The organism is Paenibacillus sp. 7523-1, from assembly GCF_002276415.1.
GTDB lineage: Bacteria > Bacillota > Bacilli > Paenibacillales > Paenibacillaceae > Paenibacillus > Paenibacillus illinoisensis_A.
The window spans coordinates 319,383-336,984 of the sequence record NZ_NPBR01000004.1; the positions used below are offsets into that span (position 1 = coordinate 319,383).

A 17,602-nucleotide genomic window follows, 5' to 3' on the forward strand; every position below is an offset into this window, starting at 1 on the left:
TATTAAAGGAGGGCAATGATGAAACCATCTCATTTTACGGAGAAACGATTTATGAAAAAGGTACTTGGTATGTTCCTTGTGGTTGTGATGCTGGCTAGTGTTGGCATACTCCCAGCTTCAAAGGTTCAAGCTGCGGGAACTACCGTAACCTCAATGGAGTACTTCTCACCAGCAGACGGGCCTGTTATTTCAAAATCAGGTGTTGGCAAGGCCAGCTACGGATTTGTTATGCCTAAGTTCAATGGAGGCTCCGCGACATGGAATGATGTAAACAGTGATGTAGGCGTTAATGTAAAAGTGGGCAACAACTGGGTTGATATCGACCAGGCAGGGGGTTTTATCTATAACCAAAACTGGGGGCACTGGAGCGATGGAGGTTTCAATGGCTATTGGTTCACCCTCTCCGCAACAACCGAGATTCAACTGTACTCCAAAGCAAATGGTGTTAAGCTGGAGTATCAACTTATATTCCAAAACATCAACAAAACGACCATCACAGCGATGAATGCAACACAAGGTCCACAGATCACAGCAAGTTTCACAGGCGGTGCAGGCTTTACATATCCAACGTTTAACAATGATCCTGCGGTCACTTATGAAGCTGTTGCGGATGATCTGAAGGTGTATGTTAAACCTGTTAACAGCAGCACCTGGATCGATATTGACAATAACGCAGCCAGCGGCTGGATCTACGACCACAATTTTGGCCAATTCACAGATGGAGGCGGCGGATACTGGTTTAACGTAACGGAGTCGATCAATGTCAAATTGGAATCAAAGACTTCTTCGGCTAACCTTGTTTATACGATTACGTTTAATGAACCTACAAGAAATTCATATGTGATTACGCCATATGAAGGAACAACCTTCACAGCAGATGCAAATGGTTCCATTGGGGTTCCGCTTCCGAAAATTGATGGAGGGGCGCCAATCGCCAAGGAACTGGGCAATTTTGTATACCAGATTAACATCAATGGGCAATGGGTTGATTTGAGTAACTCCAGCCAGAGCAAATTTGCATACTCCGGTAATGGGTACAACAATATGTCCGATGCCAATCAATGGGGATACTGGGCCGATTACGTCTATGGCCTTTGGTTCCAGCCGATCCAAGAGAATATGCAGATTCGTATTGGATATCCACTGAACGGACAGGCGGGTGGGAATATTGGCAACAACTTTGTCAACTATACCTTCATTGGCAATCCAAATGCTCCGCGTCCGGATGTATCCGATCAAGAGGATATCTCCATCGGGACGCCAACCAACCCGGCAATCTCGGGCATGAACCTTATCTGGCAGGATGAGTTTAACGGAACTACGCTGGATACAAGCAAATGGAACTATGAAACAGGCTATTATCTCAACAACGATCCCGCTACATGGGGATGGGGTAATGCAGAGCTGCAGCACTACACGAACAGCACCCAAAATGTATATGTACAGGACGGAAAGCTGAATATCAAAGCCATGAACGATAGCAAATCTTTCCCGCAGGATCCGAATCGGTATGCACAGTATTCTTCTGGCAAGATTAACACCAAGGATAAATTGTCCTTGAAGTACGGGAGAGTTGATTTTCGTGCCAAGCTTCCTACAGGTGATGGTGTATGGCCAGCACTGTGGATGCTTCCACAAGACTCGGTATACGGTACTTGGGCTGCGTCAGGTGAAATTGATGTTATGGAAGCGAGAGGCCGTCTGCCTGGATCAGTAAGCGGTACCATACACTTTGGTGGACAATGGCCCGCGAACCAGTATTCGGGCGGCGATTATCACTTCCCGGAGGGGCAAACTTTCGCCAATGATTATCATGTATACTCGGTAGTCTGGGAAGAGGACAATATCAAATGGTATGTAGACGGCAAGTTTTACTATAAAGTCACTAACGATCAGTGGTATTCCGCAGCTGCACCGAATAATCCGAATGCACCTTTCGATGAGCCGTTCTACCTCATTATGAACTTGGCAATCGGCGGAAACTTTGACGGAGGCCGTACTCCGAACGCCTCCGATATCCCGGCGACTATGCAAGTGGATTATGTACGCGTGTATAAAGAACCGTAATAAAATTGCTGTTTCCACATTTAACAAACCGTTGATCTGATTCATGATGATCAACGGTTTGTTTGTTGTTAATTTGAATTGATGTTATTTAAGCAGGGAGGTCTCGGTTTATATCTAGAGTCGCATCATACGGGTATGGAAAGTCTCGAGGATGTTTGGGGAATAGTAATTCATTATGAACAGGAATGGAGCGTAGAGGAATGAAAGTATTATCAATGATTCAACCCTGGGCGAGCCTGCTTGTCCAAGGCGAGACTCTCTATGAAACAAGATCCTGGAAGACCCGTTATCGCGGTCCGTTGGCCATTCATGCAAGCCAGAAAGTCGATAAGCAGGCCTGCAAATATGAACCCATACGCTCTTTACTCGCCAAGAATGGCTATACGCAACAAAACCTCCCTACAGGGGTGATCCTTGCAACTTGCGAGCTTTCCAATTGTTATCAAGTCATCGACGCTAATCATACGTCAGCCATTCTGGATTGCGGGAAGGTTGTGACGGGTGAGGACTTACTGTTAGGCGATTATAGTCCAGGTTATTTTGCGTGGGAAATAGCGGGTTTCCGTCTGCTGAAGCCCTATATGCCCGCGAAGGGAAAACTGGGACTATGGGAATATCCGATAGACGAAGAGTTGATGATATGACCTATGTACACAATTAATTGAGGGGGTCTCCTGACATTATTAACATGAAAAAATGTCGAGGGACAAGAACATGATCCCATTTATGTCGCTATTTTAGCGACTTTTTTGTTTCCTGTGAAGACCACACAATCCAACGTGAATTTCCAATCTGGACAATAATAAGTAAGGCAAGTTTTGAGTCAGGGAGGATTTTTGGGGGCTATGTTGCGAACAAAAAAAAGAACCTGCGGGCAGGATCGACATAATATTATAATTCCTTATCTTAGCAACCTTCCTCCATTTCGGAACGTCGATAACTGAAGATAAGGGGGATTATAATGAAAAATATGATATTTAAACTGATAGGCATTTGCTTCATTCTAACTGGATGCTTTTCTAATCAAACGGGAAATGAGCCAGTGAATGTGAATGATAAAGTGAAACTTGTGACGGAAAACGAAAACAATCTTACTTTGGAAAAAGTGACAGCCGGCTTAAAAACTGAGGGAATTGATATGTTTGAAGAGAAACTGAATAGTGATTGGGTATTAAATAACGTTAACGCCAACAGGTTTTCTGTGTCTCGACTAACTGTAAAAGAAGTTTATAAAGAGTACATTTCAGTATACATTTTCAATTCAGAGACAGATCGAAAAGAAGGTCTACATGATTTCAATCATCAAAAGGAAAAGTATGATATGCAAATACCGAACATCTATGAATACAAAAATGTTCTTATTCTTTATTGGCATCATGAAACCGTAGAGAATTCGAAGAATGCGAAATTTAACAAACCAATTGAAATGGCAATTCAAAAGATTTAAGTGTCGTAAAGGTGAGGTGGAGAAGTTAAATATTGAGGACTACATCCCTAGTTCGCTTCTAGTTTCTTGAGGTTTTTCTTGTCAAATCCCTTTGCAATTAACCATACAGACAAACTCAACTCATATACGCCAACGGGAAGAGCAATCACTCCTTTTACTGCAGAAAGAGGTTCTATAATACCGAACATTTCTAAAAGACCCGCTATAAATACAAGTATAGCAGTAATAATACCAGATAGCGCTAACGTTCTTGGAACAAACCTTGTTCTAAAAAGTAAATAGCTATACAGTGCAGTATTAATACCGAGCATAAAATTAGGACCTAACATCGATGTCCATCGATGAAAAGCTTGCAGCATGTGACCGAGCTCTTTAAGATTTTCTATACTCGCTAAGCTGTTTCCTTCATAATATATACTAAGCTGCACTAAACCTAGTATACTTACCACACCAACGGCAATAAGCACAGCTTCCATGAATCGAAAGCATAGATATCCTAACGCGAGTTGTTCATTCCAACGACGAAGATAAGGGAACAGCATAACCGATGTACCAACTGCAGTTAGAACGAGTATGAGATCGTTAAGTACACCGAGCAAGACCTTTGTTTTAAAACCATTTGCCACGGACAAATACCATTGTTCAGATAATACCGGCTCATAAGAGATAACAGCGATAACTGAAGTGACTGCAGCAACAATATAAAAAATTCCGATTATAATTCCATTCCTTCTGTCTTGCGTCATTGTACCTTACCTCCTTAAATTAATTACTGTCTAGGTATATCATTGCTGAGTTAACCTGAAAAATGTATTGGAGGTTATTATGGACCATTACGCAGTCATAGAGAGCGCTCTACTCCATATTGAGAACAATTTAGATCAGCCCTTATCATTAGATTCTGTAGCGGATACAGTCAACATGTCGAAATATTACTTTCACAGACTGTTTTCTGCCATAACAGGTTCTTCCTTAAACAATTACATACTTTCCAGAAGATTGAATGCTTCACTACAATTCATACAATCCGATCAATTATCCCTTACAGATATTTCGTACCTACTTAACTTTGGAGCCCAATCATCATTTACTCGTGCTTTTAAACGCCAATATGGAATAACCCCGAGCGCTCTAAGAGTACAAAATATGAAAATCCCTCTAACACCAATGCCTTCAGTGGTCAAAAGACCCGTAAAGAACATCAATGGTGATATTGTCACTGACTTCACCCTAACAGACTTTGAATCCATACGGGTTACCGGAATAGCTTTTGAAGTTGATCTGGCTGAAGATGATTATAAGACAAAGATTCGCTCTCATTCTGACAAATTGTTGCAGACCATTGATAAAACAATAAGTGGTCCATGTTATGTCATCTATTCCAATTGCCAACCTAATTCAACCCGCTTTAAAGTCCTGTTTGGAATTCCGCATGACATTCAGATCAATAAACCTTTTTATTTTACTATTGACGTACCACAACTCTTCTGTGCCAAATTCAAGTATTTCGGTGATCTCCTTGAAATAGGAGATATCCTTAAAACTGATTATGCAAGATTTTTGAAAATTTCCAGACAGGAAACCGAGGATTCACATATTGAGCTCATTCAAACTTTTGATGATATACACAATTTTCAATCTGCCTTCCACATTTATGCACCTATCAAGAAACTGCCGATTGATTCAGCATATTAACTACCATAATTTACTTCATGCCCTCCGTTCTTTTTGAATTATTATGAATGATCTCAAGATAACACAGAGGTTAAAAATGCACTTTTCAAATCTTGCTGTAACTAAATAGGGCCTATTCGAGATGTACAATTGTCGCTGCTATGCTTTTTCTTTCTTCACTTGTAATAACTCGAGCAGGAAACCATAGCTAACTTCAAGAGCCAAACAGGACCATGGCGTGCTCGTAGGTCCTGAATGACGTCGTTTGTGATATATATTTATAACGGAGATACCCTTTCAGCAGTTTGAAAGTAACGATGGACAACCAGAATGCGTTAATCTCATTGACTTCCATGGGAGGTCACTTACGAACTTTCGCCCGTTAAATTCATTATCCAGAATAAGATAATTTTATTTATTAACCCCTGATAAATTGCGCATGCCTTTGGGGAGAACTTGAGAATCATCCGTACCTGCCAAAGGGTGCGGCAGCGGAGTTTACCCGTTTCGAGAAAGATGCGAATATGAAGGGGCAGGAGAACAACTGGCATGCGGATGTCACTTGGCGTCTTGAGCCTTCCATGGGTGCCGTTCTTCGCTTGTCCGAGGTGCCGCCGCAAGGCGGGGATACGCTGTGGGCGGATATGGGCGCTGCTTATGACAACCTTCCGGATGAGGTGAAGGAGCGCATTGACGGGCTGTAGGCCATTCACGGTTTCACGCCAACCTTCGGACGGTCAATGCCGCCTGAGCTGCTGGCACAGAAGCAGGCGGAATTCCCTGCAGCCGAACATCCGGTTGTTCGCACGCATCCGGAGACGGGGCGGAAAACCCTGTTTGTTAATCGGGTATTTACGACCCGAATTGTTGGCCTGGATGAGAAGGAAGGAGAGGAGCTGCTCCAGTACCTGTTCCGTCAGGCAGAAATTCCAGAATACCAAGTGCGCTTCCATTGGGAGAAAAATTCAATTGCGCTGTGGGCTAACCGTTCGACCCAGCATTACGCTTCTTCCGGTTATTATCCAAACCGTCGCATAGCGGAACGGATTTCCATTATTGGTGACCGTCCTTATTAATTATATACTTAGGCCAGGCTTGGCTATTATAGCGTTCTATAAACAGTGGAAGCACGTACATAGAGCAACATGGATTCAGCATCTGCAGTGCTTAAAATGCTACATTCTTAAAGTCATTAATAATGAGAGCACCAGTTCAAAAAGTGAACTGGTGCTCTTCAAATTTGAAATTCCTCAATAATCCTCATTAAACAAGACACGGAGATTTGCGGATAAATCCGGTTAATATCCTCGCTATATCTTCTGGTGGAAATGCACGATTTGTCATAAACCAGTGCTGAATAATTCCAAACTGTGCATTTCCTAAATAAGCAATTGCATAGTCAGAAAACATATAGGCTGGATCTTTTGTTAAATTTTCAAACATTCGTGTGCCCACCAAATATTGGAGTCGCTCTCTTAATTCAGTTGGAGCTCCCGAACAAATTAGTGTTTTAAAGAAGTTAGCATGAACATGCAAGTACTGAAAGGCTTTCGTGATTGGAGGGTAAGCTGCATTATCGTACTCGTGGCTCATTAACTCTTGAATATTGATGGGTTCGAATACACGTAATAATCCTTGAACAAACTCAGTTTCCTCTATCAGATGAAAAATATCATTAAAATGCAAATAAAATGTTCCTCGATTAATTCCTGCTATTTTACAAAGGTTTTTAACGGACAACCCCTTAATACCTTCATTTTCTAATATAAATATCAATGCATTCTCCATTAGTGTGCGACTACGGATCACTCTCATATCAGTACTATTTTTGATCACTATTTTTCTCCTAGTCTGAAATTGTATATATTTGTGAACAATTTTCACGTCGTGTCTATTAATCAACACGTAGCCTTTTGTGTTTATTGATCATCCAATAATGCCAAATTATAATAGGTTCTACAGCTTTAATCAACATGTGTTTATTATTTTAAGCTGACTACATTTAGGAGGGTACCATGGAATATCGATATCTTGGGAAGACAGGTACAAAAGTTAGTGCGTTTTCATTAGGCGGATCAAGTTTTGGAACAAGAGCAAGCGAAGATGAGAGCATAAAAATCATTGATGAAGCTTTAGACTTCGGAATCAACTTGATTGATACATCTAATATCTACGGAAAAGGGGAATCAGAGCGTATTATCGGTAAAGCGATTAAGAATAAACGGCAGAATGTCATAGTAGCTTCTAAATTTGGAGCGGAAGCTGCTGATAAAATAAACCAAAATGGTGCATCACGAGGATGGATACGAACCGCTGTTGAACAAAGCCTGTTACGTTTACAAACCGACTATATAGATCTTTATCAACTTCATCTTCCTTTTGAATTCGTTGCTTACGAAGAGATTCTAGTGACATTAAACGACTTGGTGAAAGAAGGGAAAATTCATCATATCGGAACTTCAAATCATCTGGGATGGCAAATTGTTCACGCACAAAACAGTAGCGATCGATTTCATATTCAACGTTTCGTAAGCGAGCAAACGCCATATTCTATGATTAATCGAAGAATGGAGTTTGAACTTGCTGAGATAGCAAAGCTTTATGAACTATCTCTGTTTGTGTACAGCCCCTTATCTGGTGGCCTACTAACTGGAAAATACAAAGCTGGTCAGGCTGCACAGAGCGGTTCACGTGCTGCTGCATTAAAAGGCTATGCAGATACATTAGATCCCGAATTGGCTGAAAATGAATATAAGTTTAAGGTCATTGAGAAGTTGCAGCAACTGGCAAATGAAGTGGGGATTTCATTAGCGGACATGGCGATTGCTTTTACGCAAAGTCATCCGTTTGTCACATCAACCCTGTGGGGACCACGTACCATAGGTCAATTACAAGCCTATATCTCTGGGTCTAAGGTGAAACTCGATACAAATGTGTTGGATGCTATCGATGCCATTAATCCACCGGGCAAACGTATTGACGATAAAGAACAAAGCTGGACTCCTGAGTGGATGAGCACTGAACGGCGAAGACGTTAAATTGATTAAGAGACCGGGAAACGCAAGATTAACCAAAATACGACTAGTCGTTGACTTACTTTCAATTCCCTGGCTGTCGCTGTCTAATCCAGCTCAATCATAAACAAGTATGGGGGATTGATCGGATGATCACTTATGGATCAAACGACTCGAATTTTGTACGAGTTTTCTCAACAAGCCACTTCTCAAGTTTGCCAGGTTAGTTAATTGTGTGGGGTAGAAAAAAGAAAGCAAGCTGGCGGCATTTCTTGCACGGCTTGCTATTTGTGTCCTTCAATATATTAGGAATTGCATCTATTCTTGTCTTGAGCTAATGCGTACGTTCCCTCTCCCTCTTTCCTGCTTGGCCTTCCCAAGCTACGAACAGTTTTACCTGTTCAAATCGCCATTTACATCATACGTAGCGCCAACTTTTAAATGAGCAATCGGTAGCACAACCCCAAGCAGCAAACACTTGCCGTGCGGATTCATCCGCCGGTACAAAGAATTCGATTCGCGGGTAAGCTTGATAGGTCACAGCAAGGTGTAGTTGGTTATACCGTATAGGTTTACGTTCTGCTGAGCATGGCTGCCTTGCGAGGAAATGTTTCGCCGTAGTTAAATCCTGCTCAACCGTCCATGCCTCTCTATTCCAAAACTCGTGCAGCTCTGGATATTTCTCCATCATCCTATGAAAACGCGCATACTTAGGGTCAACAAATAGAGCTGGGTGGTGGCTCTTAAAGGCTTGAATGCCAACAATTCCATGGGATTCCCAGCGGGCCTGCGACTTCTCGTCAAATGAAGAAGCTGCTCGGATAGGCATATCCTCATTAAAGTGAAGATCAATCGTATTAGGCGGATTAGAGGCAAAATAGAAATCGGTCAGACCAAACAAGTTACAGAAAGCCTCATTAAATCTGACGATATCCAGCACATCGGTCACGATCATCCCCGGATAAGGCAACTGATGCAGCATAGATCTGGCTTGGTCCAGAACCCTGTCCAATTGTCGGCCAGATAAGGGAAGGGGAATCGGCACATAACCTGCGGATAGAAGCAGATCATTCCGTTCTTCGCCAGTGCAATCCAAATAAATCGCGATGTCCATAAGGGTTTTACGATCAGGCAAGCGCCGTGAACGTCCTGTCAGCAAGTTTTTGTATGTGCCGCAAGCCTCATCATTCAATTCCTGTTGGGTAAATCGCTTCTTGTTCTGGATCTGGGAGGCAGTCTTACCCGGGTTCTGTTGCCGCTGTATCCGAAGCCGTTCTATCGTGTCTAGTACACGCTTTAATTCAGCAGCACTACTAGCTTGATTCGATGTCGTCACGGTGTTCTCCCCTTTCAAAAAACAGGTGTAGTTCTGCACTTGGGAAATGAGATTGCTGTGAATATACTATATACTATACCAATTCACCAGGCGTTGAAAAAAGGGGGAATGATCATGATACGTGCGATTTTTGTCAACCCGCACAACAAAAATCCGTTCACTATTCAGGAAGTCGAAACACCGCAAGCACAACCTTGGGAGACCATCGTGGAAGTTAAAGCCTTCTCGCTTAATCGCGGCGAAGTCGTCGATGCAATCCAGCGCCAGGAAACGAGCAGGCCCGGCTGGGATTTCTCCGGTGTCGTACGGCAGGAGGCCTTAAACGGGGTCGGCCCAAAGAAAGGAAGCCGTGTAGTCGGTTTATTGCTAACGGGAGCCTGGGCGGAGCAAATCGCGGTACCTGCCCTGACTCTCGCTGAAATTCCAGACGAGATCACCTTCGAACAAGCTGCTAGCTTACCAGTTGCCGGCCTCTCGGCTCTATACGCCTTGCGTAAAGGAGGACTCTTGCTAGGCAAGCGAGTGTTAATTACAGGTTCAACCGGAGGGGTCGGTGCATTCGCTCATCAATTGGGTGCCTTATCTGGTGCTTATTCAATCGGCGTTGCACGTTCCGAGTCCAAGGCCAAGCAAGCTATGGCTTTTGGCGCAGATGAAGTCCTTGTTGGGGAAGACGTGACGAAAGCCATCGCCACGAATGGCCCGTATGATTTTATCATCGATTCCGTTGGCGGAGATACACTTGCGGCTCTTTTCCCACAGTTGATCCCACAAGGCGTCTGCGTATCCCTGGGTCATTCTTCTTCAGATACCTCTTCTTTGCACATGATCGGTTTAGGCGGAAGGACGTTGTATAGCTTTTTTCTCGGTGAAGAAATGAACCGCCATGCGCCTTCGCAAGATCTTGCCATGCTCACTCGGTTGGTTGGAGCAGGGAAATTGCAGACGGGTATCGCGGTGCAAGAATCCTGGGAGCAGATTGATTCCGTGGCACGTCAATTAATCAATCGCGATTTTACAGGCAAAGCTGTGCTTACGATCTAAATATGAACCTTGTAGTAAACCTCTACTCCAAGAAGACCGCATAAGTAACAGTTTTCAATAGCAGAAACCATGACAACAACAGCACGGATGAGTTGGACAGCCTTAACATACGGAGTAGCATATTCTGACCTCCACCTCATGGCCAGGTGATGAAGGATTGTGGGAGCGAAGACTTTGTGAGGCATGGGAGGGTTCATGAGTTAAGTTCAAATTTAAGGTAATATTTATGTAGCAATACACAATGAACACACTAAAAAAAGGGTTATACACAACCGGAAAGGTTAGTGAAACAAGAGGGAATCACTACACAAAGAAACCACTCCTTAAACATCGGGAGTGGTTTTTGTCTATATACTAATGTAGATTCTGTGGTCAAACTGTATTTTGTGTTTTAGATGTATTACGGTGAACCGTATCATAAATAAGCGCAAGTTTTTTGCGAGGTTCCTTGCGAGGCATGGATTGGTATATATGTGTGCAGATTTCGGGCCATGGTAACGCTGAAAAGGTACATAGGCTATCGCGTTTTGAGTGGTGCATCCTCGTCACATCCCACGGATGGAAGAGGGCTTCGTGAATGGAAGAGACTCTCCGAGGCTGGGAAAGAAAAATGTCAGGAGTGTCGCGGTTGGAAGCGAACGTGCTTTTGACGGCACATTCGCTTCTTTCGCTATTCTTGGTCTATGATGTTTCCCAGTGTTGGGCGTGTTATTGTGGCGAGAAACTAGAGCGAACTGCCATTCTTCCCGCAACAGCTCCGCCATGGCTACAACTTTTGCCGTGTCAAGGGAAGATGAGTTGCACGGGAATGACGGCGTTCTTAGGAGAATAAATATCTTCCATTTGTTCACGTAACAGCTTTACGGCTGTTCGTGCCATTTCCTGTTCATCCTGCTGTACATAAGCTACGCCAGAAAGATGTGGATTATCGAAAGATAGCAAATCGATATTGGAGTGATCGTTCAGACGACGGATAGCGGCCGATGTAAGGCGTGCGGTTTCTTCAGTCAAGGAGAAGACTGCCGAAATTTCGCTGTGTTCCTGCAAGAAGTCGCTTACATAGTCCAATGCTTGCTCGCCGCGTAGAATGTCGAGAGGGATGTGACACCACAAGCTCTTGTCAATCGAGATACCTTGATCTGTGTATGCCTGCTCGAAGCCGAGCGTGCGATCCTCGACGGCTGTATTGGCATTTTCAGGTGAGATGAGCGCAATCTGCTGATGACCCTTGGATAGCAAATGGGAGACAGCCTTGTACGCGCCGCCGTAATTGTCGGAAGTAATGGTGTACGTCTCAATGTTTCGCAGATAGCGGTCGATGAACACACACGGGAATTTATCGAGCGACAGACGCAGTAATGATTCGTTGTATTTCTCATCTTCTGTCGGAAAAACGATCAGCCCCTTCACACCAAGCTCCGTCAGTGTACGAATGACGTTTGATTCAATAGAGGAGGACTCGCGCGTGATGCTAAGTATCATGCTGAGACCGACTTCATGCAGGAATTGTTCCGTGTAATCAACGAGCTTCTGAATGACACGGGTCCTCATCGTCGGAATGATGAAGCCGATGAGCGGCATGGAGGACGCGGTGCATGGGGATGGCAGAGAATTGATGCTGGAAACAACGAGACTAGAAGATACGAAAGAGCCTTTGCCTTGTACGCGTATAATCAATCCTTCGTCAGCTAGTAGGGTTAGGGCGTTCCTGACGGTTATTTTACTTACTCTGAATTCGTCCATTAGTTCTTGCTCAGAAGGAATGCGGTCCGTTGGCCGAAGCCGCCCTGATTTAATTTTCTGTAGAATATCTTCTCGAATTTGTTTGTAGAGCGCCAGCTTTTTCAAAAAGTTGCATCTCCCCATAAACTTTATGATTTTATAATCAATTGGTTATATAAAGCATATTTCATCTATATTATAATACGGCATGTAAAGCGCTTACAATATGGAATCTGAGAAAATGTTGCGAAGGGGTCTTTTCTTTAAACGGTTAGAATTTATGTTAAGGATGGTGGTGCCAAGGTAGATTGAACCCGCTTAAATTAACAGATCTAACTAGTCAGCCGACTTTTCAAATGCATAACCAAAAAAGAGAGGATGACGAACAAATGAAAAAACGCAGTACTTTAATTTCCATCGTTACAGTCCTTATTATGTCGCTTGTTTTTACAGCATGTGGTACACCTTCTGATTCAAAAACGGAAACACAGCAATTAGGCGCTAATGCCGGTGAGAATGCAACGGAATTGTCATTTTGGACCTTCGTAGATTTGCACGGCAAGCATTTGGATAAAATGCTGGGGTTATGGAACCAAGAGAACCCAGACAAACAGATTAAGTTGAATGTAACGGTTATGCCTTACGACGATATGCACAACAAGCTCTTATTGGCAGTTACAAGCGGAAAAGGTGCTCCTGATATCGCGGATATCGAGCTGGGTCAATTCCCTAAATTCTTGGAAGGTGACAACGTTCCACTGGAATCTTTGAATGATGTATTTGCACCATACAAAGACGTTGTTGTTCCTTCACGTGTGGAGATTTACTCCAAAGCCGACCAGGTTTATGGCTTTGATTATCACGTAGGTGCTACGCTTGCTTTCTACAACACTGAAATTCTGGAACAAGCAGGTGTTGACTACAAGACAATCAAAACTTGGGAAGATTACAAACAAGCAGGTATCAAGGTTTATGAAAAGACTGGCAAGTACTTAGGTACTGCTGATACATCAGCTACTTGGCAAGCATCGCTGCTGCTAGCTCAACAAAACGCTGATTTTACAGATGAAAATGGTAATCCAAAAGTGAACTCGCCTGAAATGATTAAAGCGTACGAAATGTTAGTCGATCTGCAGAAGAACAATGTTATTCATACGATCCCTGGCGGTCAACCCGACACAGAAGAAGCAAAAGGCGAATACAACAAAGGCAACTACGCGAGCGCATTGATGCCTGAGTGGTACATGTCCCGCTTTGTAAACGAAATGAAGGACCTTAAAGGGAAGTATGCAATTGCTCCATTGCCTGTATTTGAAGAAGGTAATCCTCGTTCTGTTGGCTTAGGCGGTACTGGCACAGTTGTTACTAAGAATGGTAAAGACGTTCAGTTGGCCAAAGAATTTGTAGCCTTTGCCAAGCTTTCGAAAGAAGCTACGACTGAAATCTGGAATACACTTGGATTTGACCCAATCAACATGGAAGTATGGCAAGATGATGCCGTAACGAAAAACCCTGATAATGAATACGTCCAATACTTTAAAACAAATGCATTTGATACTTTGAATGAGATCAAGGACGAAATTAGAGCGATCAAGTCCGTTAAAGCTTCGCCGACCATCGGCAATATATTCAATACGGTTACCTTGAATGCTATCTTTGAAGATGGCCAAGACGTGAAGGAAGCGCTGGATGAAGCACAAGAAGCAATCGAACAAGAATTGAAATAAATAGAATAAGTAAATGATTTGATTAAACCTGTCGGCAGGTATAGTAGTCGGCAGGTTTAACCATAGTCAAGGGAGATTGAGAATATGATAAAGAAATTTGTATACTCTCAAAAGGTTGCGCCTTATGTTTTTGTATTGCCATTTATACTCATATTTTTGTTATTCTGGTTATATCCGCTTGTAAATTCATTCATAATGAGCTTTCAAGATAAGATGTTGGGACAGGATCCTAAATGGATTGGTGAAGCGAATTATTCCAAATTACTTACAGATAAAGTGTTTTTGACGTCGATTAAAAATAGCGTTGTTTACATGTTAGGAACCTTAGTGCTGTTAATTCCCTTTCCCATGTTATTCGCCGTTATGATCAACAGTAAGTTAATGCTGGGAAGAGAGTTTTTTAAATCTTCGTTCTTTCTCCCTGCATTGACATCTGTCGCAGTTGCGGGTACCATTTTCCGCCTTACATTTGGTGAAATGGAAGGTTCATTAATGAACAGTTTCCTAGGTCTATTTGGTGTAGAGCCTATTAAATTCCTGAAAGACGGAGAATGGAGTATGGCAGCACTGTTAATCCTCGCATGTTGGAGATGGACAGGTGTTAATATGCTTTACTATCTATCCGGTTTGAAAAGCATTGACAATGAATATTATGAGGCTGCTTCAATTGACGGGGCATCTGCTTGGCAGAAGTTTAGAACGATCACAATGCCATTATTGAAGCCGACCACGGTATATGTTACGACAATTAGTGTTTATGCAGGTTTAGCCATGTTTACCGAGAGCCTGATGATGTTTAACGGTAACAATTCACCCAAAAATATTGGCTTAACCATTGTTGGATTTCTGTATAGACAAGGGATTGAGAAGAATAAGCTGGGTTACGCAGCTGCAGTTGGGATCATTCTGTTAGTCATTGCTATGATTATCAATTTAACTCAGTTGAAATTTAGTGGAATGTTCAAAAAGGAGGAGGATTAAAGTGGGCAAAAGTCAGACGAGGAATAATTCTATTTCCAGAATAGTAATTATTTGTTTGTTTATTATACTATTCGTTATAATTATGATTCCATTCTATGCAGTGGCCCTATCTTCCTTTAAACCAGGTGAATCATTAATTAGATATGGTCTTAACCTAAGTTTGGATTTTAGTATCATGAGTTTTGACAATTTCATCTATCTGTTTACTGGAGAACATGATTATTTTGTATGGTTTTGGAACAGTATGACTTTAACCATCGTTCAAGTGGTTTTAACACTTTTTGTAAGCGCATTTGTTGGATATGGCTTCGCAGCATATGATTTTAAGGGTAAGAACTTCCTCTTTATATGTGTTTTGCTCATTATGATGGTGCCTTTCGAAATACTGCTGGTTCCTTTGTACAGCCTGATTAATGATTTGAAAATGGTGAATAGCTATTCAGCAATCATTCTTCCAGGTGTAGCCAATGCCGCGACGATATTTTTCTTCAGGCAATATCTAAGAAGCATACCCAAAGAGATTATTCAATCCGGGCGGGTTGATGGCGCAAACGAATATGCGATTTATTTCAGACTCATTATGCCGATTATGAAGCCATCCTTTGCAGCAATGGCCATTCTGAATGGTATGAATAGCTGGAATAATCTGTTGTGGCCATTCATGGTGCTCGGAGATCAGAGTAAATTTACTCTTCCAATCGGTTTGAAAACGTTGTTAACTCCTTATGGCAATAACTATGACCTATTAATCGTAGGCTCCTTCTTCTCCATCATTCCAATTTTCATACTGTTTATTGCTTTCCAGAAATATTTCATAGACGGTATGACTGCAGGTGCTGTTAAAGGGTAGTGTATATTATGATGAAGCAGGTGATAAGATGGAAATCCAACAAAGATCGTTACACGACATTCAACCATTAATTGAGCAGAGAGCAGATCCTTTTATTTACCGACATTCGGATGGATATTATTATTTCGTAGCATCTGTTCCTGAGTATGATCGAATTGAAATCCGTAGAGCCCAGAGCCTTGAGGGGTTTGTTACTTCAACTCCTGTAGTGATCTGGAGAAAGCGCGAGACTGGTATCCTTAGTGCCAATATCTGGGCGCCTGAACTGCATTTTATTGATGACAAATGGTACGTATATTTCGCTGCCGCACACACGACGGATACGAATGAAGGCTTGTTCGACCATCGGATGTATGTGCTAGAGAATGAACATGCCAATCCGCTAGAAGGCAGTTGGACGGAAAGAGGACAGATTCGCACCGCGTGGGAAACCTTCGCCCTCGATGCTACTACCTTTGAGCATAATGGCAGCCGTTATTACGTATGGGCACAAAAGGATCCGAATATCGAAGGCAACTCTAATCTGTATATATCTAAAATGAGTAATCCGTGGACGTTGACTGGGCCGCAAACGATGATTTCGATGCCGGAATATGACTGGGAGATCATTGGTTATAGAGTGAACGAAGGCGCGGCATTTCTTCGCAAGGGTAATCGGGTATTCCTCTCTTATTCGGCTAGCGCCACTGATTTTAATTATTGCATGGGCCTGCTTGAAGCCGATGCGGATGCTGATTTGCTCGATGCCGCCTCATGGCGCAAGTCGCAGTCAGCGGTTTTATCGACAGATGAGAGCATCTCGATGTATGGTCCCGGTCATAATTCCTTCACGGTGTCAGAGACCGACGAAAAGACGCTATTTGTGTTCCATGCAAGAACGTACAAGAAAGTTATAGGAGATCCGCTGTACGATCCGAATCGGCATACATTTGTGACGGAGCTTTTGTGGACGGCTGACGGCAGACCCGATTTCCGCGGTTCGGTTGCAGCACTTGCACGTTCTGTGCAGTGAATAAGTGTCCCAACAAGGTTGGTTGATGAATTTAAGTTCGTTTATCGAACTAGCCAAAGAGAGACAGTAAGAACATCGAAGGCACCCAAATGGGTGCCTTTACTTTCGCTCTACAGATAAGTCCAAGGAATCACGTTGGCGACCCTGTTTCAGGTTAGGGAGAGTGCTGTAATTCTAGTTGTCTAGGGACAAGAACTTGTACCGATTGCCAGAATGGTCGATTTAGCAAATTCTTTATTAATTCTAACTGTCAATTATGCTCTTGATATTTTTAATAGTTGCAAAGTGCATTGCTTCATGGTAAATCAGAAAACCCAGTAATTGTTCTGCATTTGTAAAGATAAGTCCTGTAGAAGACTTGTAATGAGGATTGATTTCTTTTTTCAATTTGCTTGAAAGTACCGATTCAACCCTTTCACTTTGTTCAGTTAACAAGTCGATTATTTGAGACAACGTTGGAGGCTCTATATTCCAGTCAGAGGGTTTAGTTCCTGGATCAAACAACTTACTAAAATTAGCAGGATATGTGGTTTCTTGCCCAGTAAGTTGGAAAGCGAACTTCTCATGTATAACATACATGTGGCCTAGATTCCATTTTATATTGTTTTTCAAACCTGGTGGAATGATTTCCGAGTCAGGGTCATTTATATTCCTCACGTATTCAACTGCCTGACGGCGAACAAATCCCAATTGATCTGTGACAACATTGCTCATGATATTGACCTCCC

At 42.6% G+C, this 17,602-nt stretch carries 15 protein-coding genes and 1 pseudogene; 11 read left to right on the plus strand and 5 right to left on the minus strand.

Annotated elements, in window-relative coordinates; all coding sequences use genetic code 11:
• Positions 1–18 precede the first annotated feature (18 nt).
• From CHH60_RS03305 to CHH60_RS03315, 3 genes are all read left to right on the plus strand, one after another.
• Complete coding sequence (locus CHH60_RS03305; RefSeq protein WP_255247804.1) at positions 19–2,067, plus strand: glycoside hydrolase family 16 protein; 2,049 nt, start codon at positions 19–21, stop codon at positions 2,065–2,067.
• 200 nt (positions 2,068–2,267) lie between these two features.
• Positions 2,268–2,711: an ASCH domain-containing protein gene (locus CHH60_RS03310; protein WP_095357885.1), complete on the plus strand. Its 444-nt coding sequence runs from the start codon at positions 2,268–2,270 to the stop codon at positions 2,709–2,711.
• 317 nt (positions 2,712–3,028) lie between these two features.
• Complete coding sequence (locus CHH60_RS03315) at positions 3,029–3,514, plus strand: hypothetical protein (protein WP_095357886.1); 486 nt, start codon at positions 3,029–3,031, stop codon at positions 3,512–3,514.
• 47 nt (positions 3,515–3,561) lie between these two features.
• On the opposite strand, the gene CHH60_RS03320 is transcribed toward CHH60_RS03315, so the two are convergent.
• Positions 3,562–4,260 carry a DUF4386 domain-containing protein gene (locus CHH60_RS03320; RefSeq protein ID WP_095357887.1) on the minus strand — a complete coding sequence of 233 codons (699 nt, stop codon included), beginning with the start codon at positions 4,258–4,260 and terminating at the stop codon, positions 3,562–3,564.
• A 79-nt stretch (positions 4,261–4,339) separates the two neighbouring features.
• Between CHH60_RS03320 and CHH60_RS03325 the strand changes: the two genes are divergently transcribed.
• Both CHH60_RS03325 and CHH60_RS03330 read left to right on the plus strand, forming a co-directional pair.
• Positions 4,340–5,209 (plus strand): helix-turn-helix transcriptional regulator, encoded by an 870-nt coding sequence (locus tag CHH60_RS03325; RefSeq protein WP_095357888.1) that lies wholly within the window; start codon positions 4,340–4,342, stop codon positions 5,207–5,209.
• Between the two features lie 416 nt (positions 5,210–5,625).
• Positions 5,626–6,264 (plus strand): annotated as a pseudogene (locus CHH60_RS03330) (TauD/TfdA dioxygenase family protein); the annotation flags it as partial.
• Positions 6,265–6,451: 187 nt separating this feature from the next.
• On the opposite strand, the gene CHH60_RS03335 reads toward CHH60_RS03330, so the two are convergent.
• Positions 6,452–7,024 (minus strand): TetR/AcrR family transcriptional regulator, encoded by a 573-nt coding sequence (locus CHH60_RS03335; protein WP_255247805.1) that lies wholly within the window; start codon positions 7,022–7,024, stop codon positions 6,452–6,454.
• A gap of 179 nt (positions 7,025–7,203) precedes the next feature.
• Between CHH60_RS03335 and CHH60_RS03340 the strand changes: the two genes are divergently transcribed.
• Positions 7,204–8,226 carry an aldo/keto reductase gene (locus CHH60_RS03340; RefSeq protein ID WP_095357889.1) on the plus strand — a complete coding sequence of 341 codons (1,023 nt, stop codon included), beginning with the start codon at positions 7,204–7,206 and terminating at the stop codon, positions 8,224–8,226.
• Positions 8,227–8,620: 394 nt separating this feature from the next.
• Here the strand turns inward: CHH60_RS03340 and CHH60_RS03345 are convergent, their stop codons facing one another.
• Positions 8,621–9,538: an MmyB family transcriptional regulator gene (locus CHH60_RS03345; protein WP_095357890.1), complete on the minus strand. Its 918-nt coding sequence runs from the start codon at positions 9,536–9,538 to the stop codon at positions 8,621–8,623.
• 114 nt (positions 9,539–9,652) lie between these two features.
• Between CHH60_RS03345 and CHH60_RS03350 the strand changes: the two genes are divergently transcribed.
• Positions 9,653–10,582, plus strand: a complete 930-nt coding sequence (locus CHH60_RS03350; RefSeq protein ID WP_095357891.1) for a zinc-binding dehydrogenase — start codon at positions 9,653–9,655, stop codon at positions 10,580–10,582.
• A gap of 783 nt (positions 10,583–11,365) precedes the next feature.
• On the opposite strand, the gene CHH60_RS03355 is transcribed toward CHH60_RS03350, so the two are convergent.
• Positions 11,366–12,430: a GntR family transcriptional regulator gene (locus CHH60_RS03355; protein WP_095357892.1), complete on the minus strand. Its 1,065-nt coding sequence runs from the start codon at positions 12,428–12,430 to the stop codon at positions 11,366–11,368.
• A 263-nt stretch (positions 12,431–12,693) separates the two neighbouring features.
• Between CHH60_RS03355 and CHH60_RS03360 the strand changes: the two genes are divergently transcribed.
• The 4 genes from CHH60_RS03360 (at position 12,694) to CHH60_RS03375 (ending at position 16,874) form a co-directional block, all read left to right on the plus strand.
• Positions 12,694–14,031 carry an ABC transporter substrate-binding protein gene (locus CHH60_RS03360; protein WP_095357893.1) on the plus strand — a complete coding sequence of 446 codons (1,338 nt, stop codon included), beginning with the start codon at positions 12,694–12,696 and terminating at the stop codon, positions 14,029–14,031.
• A gap of 84 nt (positions 14,032–14,115) precedes the next feature.
• Positions 14,116–15,012, plus strand: coding sequence for a carbohydrate ABC transporter permease (locus tag CHH60_RS03365; protein WP_095357894.1), 897 nt, complete (start codon positions 14,116–14,118; stop codon positions 15,010–15,012).
• Between the two features lie 31 nt (positions 15,013–15,043).
• On the plus strand, positions 15,044–15,862 hold the full coding sequence (locus tag CHH60_RS03370) for a carbohydrate ABC transporter permease (RefSeq protein WP_375335080.1): 819 nt from the start codon (positions 15,044–15,046) through the stop codon (positions 15,860–15,862).
• A 28-nt stretch (positions 15,863–15,890) separates the two neighbouring features.
• On the plus strand, positions 15,891–16,874 hold the full coding sequence (locus CHH60_RS03375; protein ID WP_095357896.1) for a glycoside hydrolase family 43 protein: 984 nt from the start codon (positions 15,891–15,893) through the stop codon (positions 16,872–16,874).
• 243 nt (positions 16,875–17,117) lie between these two features.
• Here the strand turns inward: CHH60_RS03375 and CHH60_RS03380 are convergent, their stop codons facing one another.
• A complete protein-coding gene (locus CHH60_RS03380; RefSeq protein WP_095357897.1) occupies positions 17,118–17,588 on the minus strand; it encodes a DinB family protein in 471 nt (156 codons plus the stop codon).
• Between the last annotated feature and the right edge of the window lie 14 nt (positions 17,589–17,602).